Annotated in this window: 14 protein-coding genes; 6 read left to right on the top strand and 8 right to left on the bottom strand. The window is 57.6% G+C overall.

From position 1 onward, the window contains the following. The first annotated feature begins 91 nt into the window (after positions 1 to 91). From VGK23_11900 to glmM, 5 genes are read left to right on the top strand one after another with little or no spacing between them, the layout of a single operon-like run. Positions 92 to 1,723 (top strand): ABC transporter permease subunit, encoded by a 1,632-nt coding sequence (locus tag VGK23_11900; protein HEY3421243.1) that lies wholly within the window; start codon positions 92 to 94, stop codon positions 1,721 to 1,723. Continuing rightward, entirely contained in the window at positions 1,723 to 2,811 is a 1,089-nt protein-coding gene (locus VGK23_11895) for an ABC transporter ATP-binding protein (GenBank protein ID HEY3421242.1), read from the top strand. Before VGK23_11900 ends, VGK23_11895 begins: the two co-directional genes overlap by 1 nt. Further along, positions 2,811 to 3,896 carry an ABC transporter ATP-binding protein gene (locus VGK23_11890; GenBank protein ID HEY3421241.1) on the top strand — a complete coding sequence of 362 codons (1,086 nt, stop codon included), beginning with the start codon at positions 2,811 to 2,813 and terminating at the stop codon, positions 3,894 to 3,896. The genes VGK23_11895 and VGK23_11890 overlap by 1 nt, the downstream gene beginning before the upstream one ends. Next, complete coding sequence (locus tag VGK23_11885; protein ID HEY3421240.1) at positions 3,889 to 4,578, top strand: DUF47 family protein; 690 nt, start codon at positions 3,889 to 3,891, stop codon at positions 4,576 to 4,578. The genes VGK23_11890 and VGK23_11885 overlap by 8 nt, the downstream gene beginning before the upstream one ends. Before the next feature lie 3 nt (positions 4,579 to 4,581). Then, positions 4,582 to 5,931 carry a phosphoglucosamine mutase gene (gene glmM / locus VGK23_11880; GenBank protein ID HEY3421239.1) on the top strand — a complete coding sequence of 450 codons (1,350 nt, stop codon included), beginning with the start codon at positions 4,582 to 4,584 and terminating at the stop codon, positions 5,929 to 5,931. A 41-nt stretch (positions 5,932 to 5,972) separates the two neighbouring features. Here the strand turns inward: glmM and speB are convergent, their stop codons facing one another. The 6 genes from speB to mtnA form a co-directional block, all read right to left on the bottom strand. Then, positions 5,973 to 6,830 (bottom strand): agmatinase, encoded by an 858-nt coding sequence (gene speB, locus VGK23_11875; GenBank protein HEY3421238.1) that lies wholly within the window; start codon positions 6,828 to 6,830, stop codon positions 5,973 to 5,975. A 23-nt stretch (positions 6,831 to 6,853) separates the two neighbouring features. Further along, positions 6,854 to 7,240, bottom strand: coding sequence for a translation initiation factor IF-5A (locus tag VGK23_11870; GenBank protein ID HEY3421237.1), 387 nt, complete (start codon positions 7,238 to 7,240; stop codon positions 6,854 to 6,856). A gap of 39 nt (positions 7,241 to 7,279) precedes the next feature. Beyond that, positions 7,280 to 8,344 (bottom strand): ribosomal biogenesis protein, encoded by a 1,065-nt coding sequence (locus VGK23_11865; GenBank protein HEY3421236.1) that lies wholly within the window; start codon positions 8,342 to 8,344, stop codon positions 7,280 to 7,282. 200 nt (positions 8,345 to 8,544) lie between these two features. Next, positions 8,545 to 8,862 (bottom strand): hypothetical protein, encoded by a 318-nt coding sequence (locus VGK23_11860; protein HEY3421235.1) that lies wholly within the window; start codon positions 8,860 to 8,862, stop codon positions 8,545 to 8,547. Between the two features lie 168 nt (positions 8,863 to 9,030). After that, the gene (locus tag VGK23_11855; GenBank protein HEY3421234.1) at positions 9,031 to 9,651 is read right to left on the bottom strand and encodes a class II aldolase/adducin family protein; all 621 of its coding nucleotides are present in this window, start codon (positions 9,649 to 9,651) and stop codon (positions 9,031 to 9,033) included. Next, the gene (mtnA, locus tag VGK23_11850; protein HEY3421233.1) at positions 9,648 to 10,622 is read right to left on the bottom strand and encodes an S-methyl-5-thioribose-1-phosphate isomerase; all 975 of its coding nucleotides are present in this window, start codon (positions 10,620 to 10,622) and stop codon (positions 9,648 to 9,650) included. Before mtnA ends, VGK23_11855 begins: the two co-directional genes overlap by 4 nt. A 193-nt stretch (positions 10,623 to 10,815) precedes the next feature. Between mtnA and VGK23_11845 the strand changes: the two genes are divergently transcribed. Continuing rightward, entirely contained in the window at positions 10,816 to 11,562 is a 747-nt protein-coding gene (locus VGK23_11845) for an ArsR family transcriptional regulator (protein ID HEY3421232.1), read from the top strand. Here the strand turns inward: VGK23_11845 and VGK23_11840 are convergent. Continuing rightward, the gene (locus VGK23_11840; GenBank protein ID HEY3421231.1) at positions 11,543 to 12,631 is read right to left on the bottom strand and encodes an agmatine deiminase family protein; all 1,089 of its coding nucleotides are present in this window, start codon (positions 12,629 to 12,631) and stop codon (positions 11,543 to 11,545) included. The two genes, VGK23_11845 and VGK23_11840, sit on opposite strands and share 20 nt — an antisense overlap. Next, on the bottom strand, positions 12,631 to 13,524 hold the full coding sequence (locus VGK23_11835) for a carbon-nitrogen hydrolase (GenBank protein ID HEY3421230.1): 894 nt from the start codon (positions 13,522 to 13,524) through the stop codon (positions 12,631 to 12,633). Before VGK23_11835 ends, VGK23_11840 begins: the two co-directional genes overlap by 1 nt. Positions 13,525 to 13,526 lie beyond the last annotated feature (2 nt).

The following is a 13,526-nucleotide window of genomic DNA, read 5'->3' as shown; positions in this document are numbered from 1 at the left end:
AGGATAAGGGGCCTCACGGCAGGTATATATCCGCTGATACAATTCCCCGGTCCGAGGCGGGATCAGGCTGGAACGCAAACCACTCGACAAATTGGTCGATCTAGTAAGTGGCAGGCGCTTCCGCAAGGGCTGGACCGGTTTCATTATCGTCTTTTTCCTCGTCTTCGTGATACTCCCTACGGTCTGGATCCTATCCTATGCCTTCACCAACTGGGGAGATATCCAGACGCACGTATTGAACGATCCGGCGATGATGACCCTCATCATCAACGCCATCCTGGCCTCCTTCGAGATCGCCGCCATCGTCACGCTTATCGATTTCCTCGTGGGGCTGCCGATGGCCTGGATACTGGTGAGGAAGAAGTTCCGCGGGAAACAATTGCTGGACACCCTGATCGATATGCCTTTGGCGGTGCCGACGGCAGCGTTGGGTTTTTCGGCCGCGATCTTTTGGGCGGTCACTCCGGCAAGCCTGAGCTCGCCCGGTCTGGGCCTGGTCACCAGTCCCATGTTGCTCATCATCCTTCTCCACATCGTCTTCTCGTATCCGTACATGGTCCGCTCGCTGGCAGCGATTCTGGAGCAGATCGATACCACCTACGAGACCGCTGGACAGACCTTGGGTGCGAGCAAGCTCACCGCCGCCCGCACCATCACCCTGCCCCTGTTCCGCGCCGGCCTGGTCACCGGCATCATCCTCTGCTTCGCTCGTTCCCTTTCCGAGACCGGAGGAACGATGATCGCGCTGTCCACCATGGCCAGTTCCCAAGGGTTCCAGACCGGACCTACCATCATCGGGACCTGGAAGCCTCTCCTGGTTACCCACCCGGACCTCACCGCCCCGCTGGCGTTCGTCAGCATCCTGCTCATCATCTTCGCCTTGGCGCTCTTGGTGATCTTGAAGCTGGCGGTCATGAAGGTCAAGCTTCCCAAGGGAAAGGTCTGGCCAAAGTGGGAACGGATCCTCTCCCGAGGCTTCGTGCCGAAGCTCAAGGACGGCTCGGCCACGATATTCTTGATAATCCTCGTTCTCATCCCTTCGTTCTTCATCTTCTCCTATGTTGCGACGGCCAGTCCCACGTCATCCGACTGGTCCCGGTTCTGGGACAGTCTTGCCTATTCATTCGTGATCGCCGGCGTGGTCACTCTGATCGACATCGTCCTGGGAGTGCCGCTTGCCCTGTACATCGCCAGACACCGTACCACCAAGTTCTCTGGGGTCCTCGACGTGCTGGTCAATGTGCCGCTGATCGTTCCCACCGCCGCTCTTGGTTACTCTCTCGGCGTCTTCTGGACCGGCCAGAACCTGATACCCACCGTGGATGTGCTGTTGATCATCCTGGCCCATGTGGCTTTCACCTATCCGCTGGTGGTCCGGAACGTGGCCGGTGCCGTGGAGGAGGTCGATCCTTCCTACGAGGAGACGGCCAGGACCCTGGGCGCCAGGCCTGTGCAGGCGTTCCGCCGGGTGCTGTATCCGATGATCAAGGCATCCATACTTGCCGGATCGATCATGGCCTTCACCCGGAGCCTGGGCGAGACCGGGGCGACCCAGGCGGTTGTGGCTTCGGCGAACACGGCTCCGGTCTATATCGTCGCCCTTATCAGTAAGCAACATGCCTATTACACAGCTGGTCTGGCCTGCATAGTGCTCATAGTGGTCTCTTTCGTATTCATGCTCGGCCTGCGCTACATCACCCGCAGGAAGACGGAGGCGAGCTGATGCCGTCCATCGAACTGAAAGCCATCAAGAAATCGTACGGCTCGATCAAGGCGGCCGATGGCCTGGACCTGGAGGTGAAGAACGGCGAGTACCTGTGTCTCCTGGGGCCGACCGGGGCGGGAAAGACCACCACGTTGCGGGTGCTTGCCGGGCTCATCAAACCAGATTCCGGGAGCGTCAAGTTCGACGGGAAGGACATGGGCAAGGTGGAACCAGAGGACAGGAAGGCCGTTCTGCTGTCACAGACCTATTCATTGTTCCCGCAGCTCACGGTGGCGGAGAACATACTGTTCGGCCCGGAGATAAATAGGGAAACGGAGGAGGAGAAGGTCAGGACCCTATCCGACATGCTGGACATGGTCCGGCTCACCACCCGGGCGGACGCCTATCCGAGGGAGCTCAGCGGGGGCATGCAGCAGCGTACCGCTTTGGCAAGGGCGATGGCATCTGGCGCGGACATCCTGTTGCTGGATGAGCCACTAAGGGCGCTCGATGCCAGGTTGAGGATAAGCCTGAGATACGAGCTCCGTTCCCTGGCCAAGGCCCTAGGGATCACCACCGTGCACGTCACGCACGATCAGGACGAGGCAATGGTGATGGCGGACCGCATAGCGGTGATTAGGGACGGGAGGATACTACAGATCGGAACACCGGCAGAAGTGTTCGATCACCCGAACTCCCCGTTCATCGCCAACTTCGTAGGTCAATCCAATTTCTTCGTTGGAAGAGTGGTACAGAAAAGGGAATCGACAAGGGTGACGAACGGTCGTTTTGAGGTTGAGGCAAGACCTTCCAACATCGATATCGATGAGGAGGCGGTGGTCGGTATCAAGGTGGGCAATACCGAGGTGTACCGGGATCAGCCAGGGTTCTTCTCCGGCACCATAGAGCGCATCCTGTTCGAAGGCCGCAACCTGCACGTCGACGTAGCCGTGGAAGGTATCGGTCGTTTCTCAGCCAAGGTCCCTTCATGGCGCATGGGCAAGATATCGAAGGGGGACAAGGTCAACATCAGATGGAACTGGGACAAGGCGACGGTCTTCAAGATGCCGGAAAAGGGACTCGAAGAGGAGCTGAAGGTGGAATAATGCCGGCCATCGAATTGAAGGGCGTTTCCAAATACTACGGAAAGCTGGCGGCGGTGGACCGTGTGGACCTCCGGATCGAGGAGGGAGAATACATCACCATACTCGGTCCGTCGGGATGCGGTAAGACCACGCTCATTCGCATGATAGCTGGGATCATCACCCCGACCGAAGGGACGGTCACAATCGGCGGCAAGGACATGAACGGTGTGCCCATCGAGGACCGGGACATCGGGTATGTGTTCCAGAACATCGCCCTCTTCCCCAATCTCACCGTCAAGGACAATGTGTCATATTCCCCCCGGGTGATGGGCAAGGAGGTGGAAGAGCAGGACGGCATCGCTCATAAGTATCTGGAGCTGGTCAAGCTGCTGGAAAAGATGGACATGTTCCCCAACGAGCTGTGCGGCGGAGAGCAGCAAAAGGCGTCGCTGGCCCGGGCACTGGCCACCGGTTCGAAGGTGATCCTGCTGGATGAGCCCCTCTCAGCGCTGGATGCCCGTGTCCGCGTTGACCTCAGATACGAATTGAGGCGCCTAGTGAAATCACTGGGAATAACCACCGTGCACGTCACCCATGATCAGGACGAGGCGATGTCGGTCTCCGACCGGATCGTCCTGATGAAAACTGGATCGGTGGTGGAGATAGGCACACCGGAGCAGCTATACTCCAAGCCGCACAAGATATTCACCGCCAACTTCATCGGCGAGACCAACCTGCTGGAGGGTTGGATAATATCCGTGAACGATGGCATTACCAAGGTAGCTCTCAGGGACGATTCCCTGGTGGAGGTATTGAACTCCACCATGAGGCCAGGCGATCCGGTGGTCGTCTCGGTGCGTCCGGAGTTCGTTTTCCCCTTTACCAGCGGATTGCACGCGACCATAAACACCATTACCTACATGGGAACTTACTGGCACATTCAATCCATGGCAGACAGTCAAGACAGGATGGATTTCGATGTTCCGACATCGGATGGAAACCTGTATCACTTAGGTCAGGAGATTTACCTTATGATCAACAAGAAGGCGGCAGTGGTCTATCCCAGGCCGATCGAGGGAATTGCGGAGGCTGTGAAACTTGAGTGACAACAAAGGGACAATACTGGACTGGTTCAAGGTACGCCGTGAGTCGGTCATCATGAAAGGTGTCCGGGATCATGCGCAGAAGATCGGGGATACGGTGTCCGAGCTCAATCGGGCGCTGGCTGCCCTATGCGACAGCGACAAGGAAAGGGCGCTGGACGCCATAAAGCGATTGATATATTCGGAGAAGGAGGCGGATATGTTGGAGGAGATGATATCCGAGGAGCTCTCCAAGGGGGACATGGAGCCCAAGGAACGCGAGGACCTGCTGCACCTGACCCAGAACATGGACAACGTGGCAGATTGGGCCAAAGAGGCGGGCATGAACCTGCAGCTGGTGATCGAGGCAAATGTCAGCGTGCCGCTTTCGATGTGGAGGAAGTATGCCGAGATGACCAAGGAGCTGGATTTCGCCACCAAACAGCTGCGCAACTGTGTCGATTCCCTCGGCGTCAACAACGATGCGGTGATAAACTATGGCCGGAGCGTCAGCATCTCGGAGCACAAATTGGATGAGATGTACTTCTCCACCAAGAAGGAGATCTTCTTCGCCGCGCTGGACCCCCGCGCCATTTACCTCATGAGGGATCTTCTGCACGGGATCGAGAACTCCTCTGATTCATGCAAGGACTCCGCAGACATTATCCATATCCTGGTCATATCCCAAATCCACAAGGCAAGGTGAACTATGACGGCTAGACTCTTCGGGACCAACGGTATCAGGGGCGTGGTCAATCAGGAAATGAACGCATCGTTCGCGTTGGAAGTGGGCGCCGCGATAGGCACGCACATGGGAGGTAAAGTGGCCATCGCCACCGACTGCCGCACCTCCGCAGACATGATCAAGAGCGCGGTGGCCGCCGGTCTCATGGCCAGTGGGGCCAATGTCCTCGACATAGGAATGGTTCCGACTCCCGCGCTGCAGTATTATGTCAAGAATTCCGGCGTCAAGGGTGGTGTGATGATCACAGCCTCGCACAACCCGCCGGAGTTCAATGGGATCAAGTGCATCGATTATGACGGGACCGAGATGCCCCGGGAGAAGGAGGAGAAGATCGAGGCGATCTACTTCAACAAGTCCTCCGTTCACAAGAACTGGAAGTCGGTCGGGACGATCGGTCTGGTCGAGGGGGCGGCCAGAACATATTCCGCAGCCATCAAACAGCATGTGGACGTGAACACAATCGCCTCCGCCAAGATGAACGTGGTCCTCGATTGCGCCAACGGCGCCGCCACCGCGACCTCGCCGGACCTGTTGGCTGACCTCGGAGTGCGAGTGATCTCGCTCAACTCGAACCCGCAGGGAACGTTCCCCGGGCATCCTTCCGAACCAACCGCAGATAACCTGAAGGACCTGATGGCCACGGTCAAGGCGACCGGTGCCGATCTCGGCCTGGCTCACGACGGTGATGCCGATCGTACCATATTCGTCGATGACAAGGGCAATTTCGTCTTCGGGGACCGGTCCCTCGCCATCGTCGCCCGCCACATCGTCAGGCAGAACGGCGGCGGGACAGTTGTCACCCCGGTAAGCTCTTCCTCCTGCGTCGAGGACGTGGTCAAGGCGGAAGGGGGAGAGGTCGTGTACACACGCGTCGGTTCCCCGGTCGTGGCCAGGAAGATGATCGAGGTCGGAGCCATCTTCGGCGGCGAGGAGAACGGAGGCCTGATCTTCCCTGAGCACCAGTATTGCCGGGACGGAGGGATGACGGCTGCCAAGATGCTGGAGATCGTCGCCATGGAAGGACCGCTGTCCAAGCTTCTGTCCACCATCCCCGAATACTACCTGGACAAGCGCAAGATGGAATGCCCCGAGGTCAGAAAGTCAGAGGTTCTGAAGCTCGTCGTGGAGGCCTTCTCCAAGGAAAAGGTCGACACCACGGACGGGGTCAAGGTCTACTTCGGGGAGGGATGGACCCTGATCCGGCCATCGGGAACCGAGCCGATCTTCCGGATATTCTCCGAGGGCAGGAGTCCCGAGGCCGCAAAGAAGTGCGGCGACCGGTGCGAGAAGGCGCTGAAAGAGATACTGGAGTAAACCTTTTATCCCGTTCTCCGAGAACCGGAGGACCAAAAACCTTACTTTTTACCGTTATGCTTCCAGACCACGCAGATGACCTCTTGGATCATCCTGGCACCGAGCGCTGCGGTGTTCCCGTGATCATATGGGGGTGAGATCTCGTTAACGTCGAAACCGACCATTCTCTCCCCGAGCATGTTGATGCACTTCTTCACGTCATAGGTGCTCAGGCCGAAAGGCTCCGGAGTCCCGGTGCCGGGTGCGTAGGCGGGGTCGATGCCGTCGATGTCCAGTGAGAAGTAGACCTTCTCCTTGCGCATCATGTTCATCGCCCTCTTCCACGAGGTCTCGAGGCCCTGGTCGTGGATCTGGTAGGCGTCGATGTAGTTGGGCATCTTGTGCTTCTTCTCTTCGGCCGAGATCGACCTCACGCCGAACGGCAGCACGTTCTCGATCCCGACGTGATCGGCCGCCCTCCTCATGACACAGGCGTGGGACATCCGGCTGCCCATGTACTCCTCCCGGAAATCGAGATGGGCGTCAATGGAGATGACGCCTATGTCGTCGAAGGCCTCGATGACTGGTATTGAGATCGAATGCTCCCCGCCGATGAATATGGGGAACTTGCCCGCCGAGACGATGCTTTTCGCCTCCGCCTTGGTGGCCTTGAACATCTCCTCCGGAGTGCCGCACTGTTCTATATTGCCAGCGTCGTGTATCGGAATGTCCACCAGGTTGGTGTCGTGTTCAAAAAGGTAGCTTTCGAAGTTGTAGGACGCTTCCCTGACCGCGTTCGGTCCGGCCCGTGTCCCGGAGCGGAACGAGGTGGTCCGGTCGAAGGGTACCCCGACGATGACGAAATGCGCCTTCTCGAATGAGGACCTTGCCTCGTTGAACGAGACGCCGGGGAGGACCATCTTTGGATACCTTCTGGGTCCGTTCAGACCTTGGTGATCTTCCGGCGGTCCATGGCGACGAGGTACATGATCTCCTCGCCGTTGTGGAACTGGCCAGCGAACTCCTCGGGCACTGGGAGCTGGAAGGTCTCATAGGTCTCCAGATCCATCAGCTGGACCTCATCGCCCATTACGGCCAGGACCTGGGCCTTCCGCTTGTCGATGAGGGGTACCTGCACTTTATGCTTAACCGGGTGAACGATCTGGCGCTTCTTGTTGTCGAAAACTCCAATGGCGTCGATGTTCGCTTTCGCTTCTCCATGCTTCCCTGGCTTGGATGTGGAAATATTGACGATCTTGCAAGGCTCATTGTCGATGAGCATGTAACGTCCTTCCTTAAGTTCACGGACTTCCTGTTGCGTCCACGACATATCAATCAGGCAAGGGAATTGAGCGAGTGCTTATATAACTTACCTTCTGCCCTTTCGGTCGTTATTCCATCTGGGTCTCGGGGCCGGTGCGCGCTTGGGCGGGTTGGGGTACTTCTTCTGCACCTCTTCGACGCGCAGATCCATCTGCTTCTTCAGCTGGTCGCCGATGAAGTCGCCCTTGTAGAAGTCGACCTTGCAGGCGATGGAGATCTTCCCGCCCAGGGAACGGGAGATCTTGCCTCTCTGCCAATAGGGCGCCCGGTTGACCCATGGGTGCTGGAAGATGATGCCATGCTTGGGGGGCCTCTTGCCCGACCTGAGGTGCATGAACATGGCCTTCTCCGCCCCTAGCAGCTGCACCGTGCTGGATGGTAATTTCGTAAGGCGGGCCAGACCTCCGGAGAGCGAGATCAGTCGGGCGGCTAGGTTTGCGGACAATAGGGCGGTCATGTTCGGGGCGACCTTCTGCATCCCCTCCGAGATATAATGGTCCAGGTCCGCCTTGCGCTGATACAGGTCGAACAGCGTCCCGGCCACCGAACGGATGATGTTGATGTCCTCCTCGGCCATCTCGGAACCGACCGATTCCAGTTCCACCTGGAGGACCTCCAGCACCTTGTCCCGGTCCCCATACTTGGATATCAGCTCAACATACCGCTCGTCCAAAGCGTAGTCGGAGAGCTCCGGGAAGTGAAGGCCGTACCATTCATGCATGCGTTCGTTCATCAGGTTGATGGTCACGATGATGTCGTCCTGTGCCCGTATGGCTTGGGCGATGCACTTGTCCTCGCTGAGCGGTTCGCGGGTACGCACCTTGCCCAGCTCAACCATGACCTTCTGCATGAAGCCAGGCTCGATGCCGTAGGCATCTGGACGGATGAAGGAGGAATCGAACACTGTCGGCTTGCCCAGCTTCTTCAGCCTGACGTCGGCGACCTTCATCCTTCTGACGGCCAGGCTGCGCTCCTCCGGGAGTATCTCGCCCTTTTGGATCGCGGCGAGCTTTTTCGCCACCGATTTTGGGTCTTTGTCGAACAGCTGGAACTTCCTAACTGTTTCATCTTCGCAGAGAAAGACGCCGAACCATTTGGTGACGAGTATCATCGTGTTGTGAATGGAATACGCTATTAATCACTTTGCCGCGAGGGTTGTTCGGGAGATAGGGAATTAGAGGGGATCGTCCTCTAGGCAACATTCCGCCCTTCCCGGCGGCTGACTATTGGTCGGGCATTCCCTTTCGCGTCCCCCATCGCAACCGGGCATGGAATTGCATGGCCATCTGGCCCGCCCTTGGATGATGCGTTTCATTCCTTAATCGACTTCTCATAGGCTTCGAAGAATGATTTCAGGGTGTTCAGCGATACGTATGGCTGCGCTCTTACCTTGATGGCATCGACGATCGGCGCCACCATTTCGAACAGCTCCTCCGGCGTTTCCGCCTCCATCAGGAAGAAACCTCCGCGTTCATCGGAGTAAATCCCGTATTCGGACACTTTCCCGGATTGCACCATTTTCGTCAAATGGGCGAAGATCATCTTCTGCACCGGGATCGCGTTCATCGGCTCAAAATTGTCCCTGACCGTCATCTCCACATGGAACTTCGTAAGATCACCAAAAGACACCTGCGGGGGCCTTCTATTATTAGGTTGCACGTCGTTTAAATCATGAATTTGTTCCTTTGGCAAGGAAAAGGCGGTTCCGATGATGGCCAGGTTGGATGGAATTCGTGAGCATCATCCATTTCTTCCGCGGTCGGATGTCCATCCGGCGATGGGCATTGAGCCCCCGATTCATCTCTTCAGGATCCGGTCGACCTCGGCCGGCGAAAGCTGTTCCGCCCCTCCCAGTGAACGGACGTTGCATTGCAGATGGGCCATGAACTCCAGGGTCTCCATGCGGTGGAACGCCTCGGACATGTCCTTACCCACGGCTATCGCGCCGTGCTTCTCCAGCAGGAAGGCCATGGCAGCGCTTGGTGCCTCGGAGAGGGCCTTGGCCAGGTCGGCGGTCCCTGGTGTGGCGTACGGAACCATCGGCACATCGCGTCCCAACACCAGTAGGCCTTCAGGTGTCAGGCCCGGTTGGACCTTGATGCCCTTGACCGCCAATGCCGTACAGTATGCCGGGTGAGTGTGGATGACCGCGTTGACCTCCGGCCTGGTCCTGTAGAGCGCTAGGTGGAAAGGGGTCTCGATGGAGGGTCTGCCTCCGCTCAGGACCTTGCCTTCGTCAAGGTCGATGAGCACCAGCCGGTCTGGGTCCAGCATGCCTTTGCATGTGCTTGTCGGGGTGATGAGCATCGTTCTCCCCTCGCCCCGGAGGCTGATGTTACCGGCCGTGCCGACCGTCAATCCCTTCTGGTAGAGTAGCTTGCCATACTCGACGATCTCTCGCCTTGCCTCTTCGATCATTGGAGCATCCTCCTGACCTTGCTGACTTCGTTGGGCTTGATGATCCCGATCTCGGTGATGATCCCGGTCACATATCTGCTCGGGGTCATATCGAATGAGGGGTTCAACGCCTTGCATCCCTTCGGGGCGATGAGATGGCCGTCGATCATCGTTACCTCGTCCTCGGAACGGTCCTCGATCGGGATCTGTTCGCCGTTCTCGATCGTGAAATCGAAGGTGGAGATCGGCGCGGCGGTGTAGAATGGGATCCCGAGCTCTTTGGCCAGAACTGCCTTTTCGTAGGTGCCGATCTTGTTGGCAAAGTCCCCGTTGGCGGCGATGCGGTCTGCCCCTACGATAATGAGATCAACGCCTTTTCGCATGAAGTGTCCGGACGCCCCATCCGGTATGATGGCGTGCGGAATGCCTTCGTTCAACAGCTCATAGGCGGTGAGCTTCATGCCCTGCAGCCTGGGCCGGGTCTCGGAAACGTAAACGAACATCTTCTTGCCTTTGTTCCATGCCACCCGCATGGGCGCCAGTGCCGTCCCGTAATCGACGGTGGCCAGCGCGCCGGCGTTGCAGTGGGTCATGATCCTTGCGCCGTCCTCGATGAGCGGTTCTCCGAACTCGCCTATCATCCTGCATTTGTCAACGATATCGTCAGCATAGGACCGGGCTGCCAGTTCCGGGTCCTTTCCGGAGCGGATAGCCTTCAGCATCGAGTCGACGGCAAAGAACAGGTCGTGAGCCGTCGGTCTGGTGACCTTCAGCATCTTCGCCGCGTCCTCCAATTTCGTCCCATCCTTGGTGGCCAGCAGCATCCCGTAGGCCGCCGCGACTCCGATGGCCGGTGCCCCCCTCACCGTCATATCCTTGATGCTGGCCGCCACCTCGCTGCATTTGGTGAAATCGACCAGCTTGAACGTGTTGGGCAAGAGGCGCTGGTCGATCATGGTGACCTTTCCCGAGTCATACCAGAGCGCTCTCATATCTCTCGGTTCGCCATCGATCGTTATTTTCATGGTGTTCCGTTCCAGTCAGAGGATAGGAGCTTAAAAAAGGTAAGGTTCGGCATCTGAGCGGGCATCATGGGATATATCGAATTCAGAGCTAACGATTCTTCGTCAATCTCAATAACATTTAATACTGCTCTATACCAATTTGATAGCTCGGGTTGAACTGATGCCAAAGAAGGGTACGGACTTCGATGTTTATTCTACCAGCAGTGGGTTGAGGCAGATATCGAACCCCGTCAGGCAAAAGATCCTGAGCGAACTGCAACGGAGGGACCTCAGCCTGAGCGAGATCGCGGTGCTGACCGGGAAGGCCCAGTCCACACTGTCGGTGCATCTGGAGAAGATGGTCCAGGAAGGTCTCATCGGATTCCGCGATGACCCGCTGGACAACCGTAGGAAGATCTTCTACATCATATCCAAACCGATCGGTTCGTCGGTGGTTCCCCGGGAAGAGCTGAAGAAGGCCATTGGAAGCACGATCTCCCGTTCGGTCGGCACTCCAAGTGCGTTTTTGAAAGGCACCATACGTTCCATCGTGATCGGGATGGAGGCCATCGGTTTCAACATGGACCCGGTCCTGAAGGACATCGGCAAACAGATCGGTACGGAGCTGGCCAAGCAGTTCAAGGCGGCCAAGGTGGAGGACCTGATCACCGAGGTGAAACAGTTCTACGGCACCCACGAGCTGGGAGAGCTGGTGGTGTATTCCTTGCATCCGGTCACGCTGATCATCAGGGACGAATACGACTGCTCCAAGAACCCCGATGTGGGCAAGACGCTGTGCCTGCTCAACGAGGGCATCCTGGAGGCGATATTCGAGGCGAAGCTGGGAATGCCCCTGCGCGTGGTCGAGAAGGATACCTTCGGCAGCGGTTTCAACATGTGCAAGTACGTCATCGAGCCATCGCTGTGACCGCTGGAACCACCGGAGGCGCCGGCGCCGGTTCCTGCTGGGTTATGCAATGAATGCCACCATAGCCGTACACCAGGTTGACCGCATTGATCGGAATGACATTGCGTTTGGGGAAACACGACCTTAGGATGGCGATGGCTTCCTTGTCATGGCTGTCGTTGAACACGGGCAGCAAAATGGCGCTGTTGCCGATGTAGAAGTTGGCATAGCTGGCCGGAAGCCATCTCTTCTCCTCTTCAAGCCACAGCGGCTTCGGCAGCGGTAGCTTCTCCACCTCAAGTTTGCGGCCCGCCTGGTCCCTGGCAGATTTCAGGATGTCCAGGTTCTTACGCAGGATGTCCTCGTTCGTCCCCTTCTTATACGTGGTGAAGGCGCAAAGGACGTGGTTCGGCGAGACGAAGCGAGCGAAGTCGTCGACGTGCCCATCGGTGTCGTCTCCGTCGATGCCCGATTTCAGCCAGATCATGTTGTTGGTGCCCAGGTACTGGTTCACCATGTCCTCGATCTGGAGCTTGGTCATCTTCGGGTTGCGGTTCTTGTTGAGCAGGCACTGCTCGGTGGTCAGCACCGTACCCATGCCGTTCACCTCGATCGAACCGCCTTCCAGGATGATGTTCGGCCGGAATACCGTTCCCCCGGCCGCTTTTACCACTTCGTCGCCGGTCTTCTCATCGTACATAAGGTCGTCGTACTTGCCCCCCCAGGCATTGAAATGCCATTTGACGGCGGCGCGCTGGCCGCTGGTCTTGTGAAGCAGGAAGCTCGGCCCATAGTCCCGGATCCAGACATCGGCGCTTACGATGCGCATGATCTTCACCCGACGCATGACCGCCCCCGCCTTCTCGACCTTCTCGGCCACTCTTTTCTCCGTCGCCTCGTCATTGACCAGTATCTTGACGATCTCTCCATCGCTCAGGGCCTTGACCATTAGGGAGTAGGTGTCCTCGACAGACGCGATGATCTCCTTGGGGAAGGTGAGCGGGTTCTTCGGCCACGATATCCAGGTGGCCTCGTGCTTGGCCCATTCCGCCGGCATGGCATATCCGAGTGATTTTGGCGTCTGCTCCATCATACTGAACCGCTCCCTGGCCGGGTCCCCGGCAGCTCCATTATCTTTCCATATTGGTCCGGCCGGCGGTTATGGAAGAACCGCCAACCCTCCCTTACGTTCCGGCCGTGCTCCAGGTCTATGGTGGCCGTAAGCACCTGCTCCTCGGCATCTGCGCGCACCAACGTCCTTCCGAAGGCGTCGCACACGAAGGAACCGCCCCAGAAGTCCATATGATCCTCGTTCCCTGCCCGGTTGACTGCCACCACCACCATCCCGTTGGATATGGCATGACCTCGCATCACATTTTCCCAGGCCTGCTGCCAGTCTCCCTCGGCCTGCTCTACGCCTCGGACCGTCCCGATCGCGGTCGGATAGAAGACCATATCCGCCCCCATGAGCGCGTTGATCCGTGCCGCTTCCGGGAACCACTGGTCATAGCAGATCAACGTGCCTATCCTGCCCTTCTCTGTGCCATAGACCTTGAACCCGAGATCGCCGGGGGTGAAGTAATGCTGTTCATAGAAGTTCTCATCATGCGGTATGTGCACCTTTCGATATTTGCCCAGCAGAACGCCGTCTTGATCGAAGGTCAGGCAAGTATTGAACAGTCCCGTCGGCGCACGCTCATAGATCGAACCCCCTATGACAATGACCTGGTTCTTTCTTGCACACTCCGAGAGGCGTTCCGCCGTGTCCCCTGGGATCATTTCCAATGGGACCCCCTCGATCTCTTCCTTGTTGGGGTTAGAGTATTGGGCAAAATATGTTGATGTGAAAAGCTCTGGCAGGCATACTACCTCGGCACCTTGACGTTTGGCCTCACCGATCATCTCCACGGCACGATCCAGGTTCTTCGATGGTTCAGGACGCATCTCCATCTGGACCAGGCCTAGCGTGACGGTTTGCTTCATTG

Source organism: Methanomassiliicoccales archaeon, from assembly GCA_036504055.1.
Lineage (GTDB): Archaea > Thermoplasmatota > Thermoplasmata > Methanomassiliicoccales > UBA472 > DASXVU01.
This window is presented reverse-complemented; position numbering and strand designations above follow the sequence as displayed.

Bases quoted from the DNA above. Each gene is read 5' to 3' on its own strand.
- VGK23_11895 (HEY3421242.1), top strand. From the start codon at position 1,723: ATGCCGTCCATCGAACTGAAAGCCATCAAGAAATCGTACGGCTCGATC.
- VGK23_11890 (HEY3421241.1), top strand. From the start codon at position 2,811: ATGCCGGCCATCGAATTGAAGGGCGTTTCCAAATACTACGGAAAGCTG.
- glmM (HEY3421239.1), top strand. From the start codon at position 4,582: ATGACGGCTAGACTCTTCGGGACCAACGGTATCAGGGGCGTGGTCAAT.
- speB (HEY3421238.1), bottom strand. From the start codon at position 6,830: ATGGTCCTCCCCGGCGTCTCGTTCAACGAGGCAAGGTCCTCATTCGAG.
- VGK23_11870 (HEY3421237.1), bottom strand. From the start codon at position 7,240: ATGTCGTGGACGCAACAGGAAGTCCGTGAACTTAAGGAAGGACGTTAC.
- VGK23_11865 (HEY3421236.1), bottom strand. From the start codon at position 8,344: ATGATACTCGTCACCAAATGGTTCGGCGTCTTTCTCTGCGAAGATGAA.
- VGK23_11855 (HEY3421234.1), bottom strand. From the start codon at position 9,651: ATGATCGAAGAGGCAAGGCGAGAGATCGTCGAGTATGGCAAGCTACTC.
- mtnA (HEY3421233.1), bottom strand. From the start codon at position 10,622: ATGAGAGCGCTCTGGTATGACTCGGGAAAGGTCACCATGATCGACCAG.
- VGK23_11845 (HEY3421232.1), top strand. From the start codon at position 10,816: ATGCCAAAGAAGGGTACGGACTTCGATGTTTATTCTACCAGCAGTGGG.
- VGK23_11840 (HEY3421231.1), bottom strand. From the start codon at position 12,631: ATGGAGCAGACGCCAAAATCACTCGGATATGCCATGCCGGCGGAATGG.
- VGK23_11835 (HEY3421230.1), bottom strand. From the start codon at position 13,524: ATGAAGCAAACCGTCACGCTAGGCCTGGTCCAGATGGAGATGCGTCCT.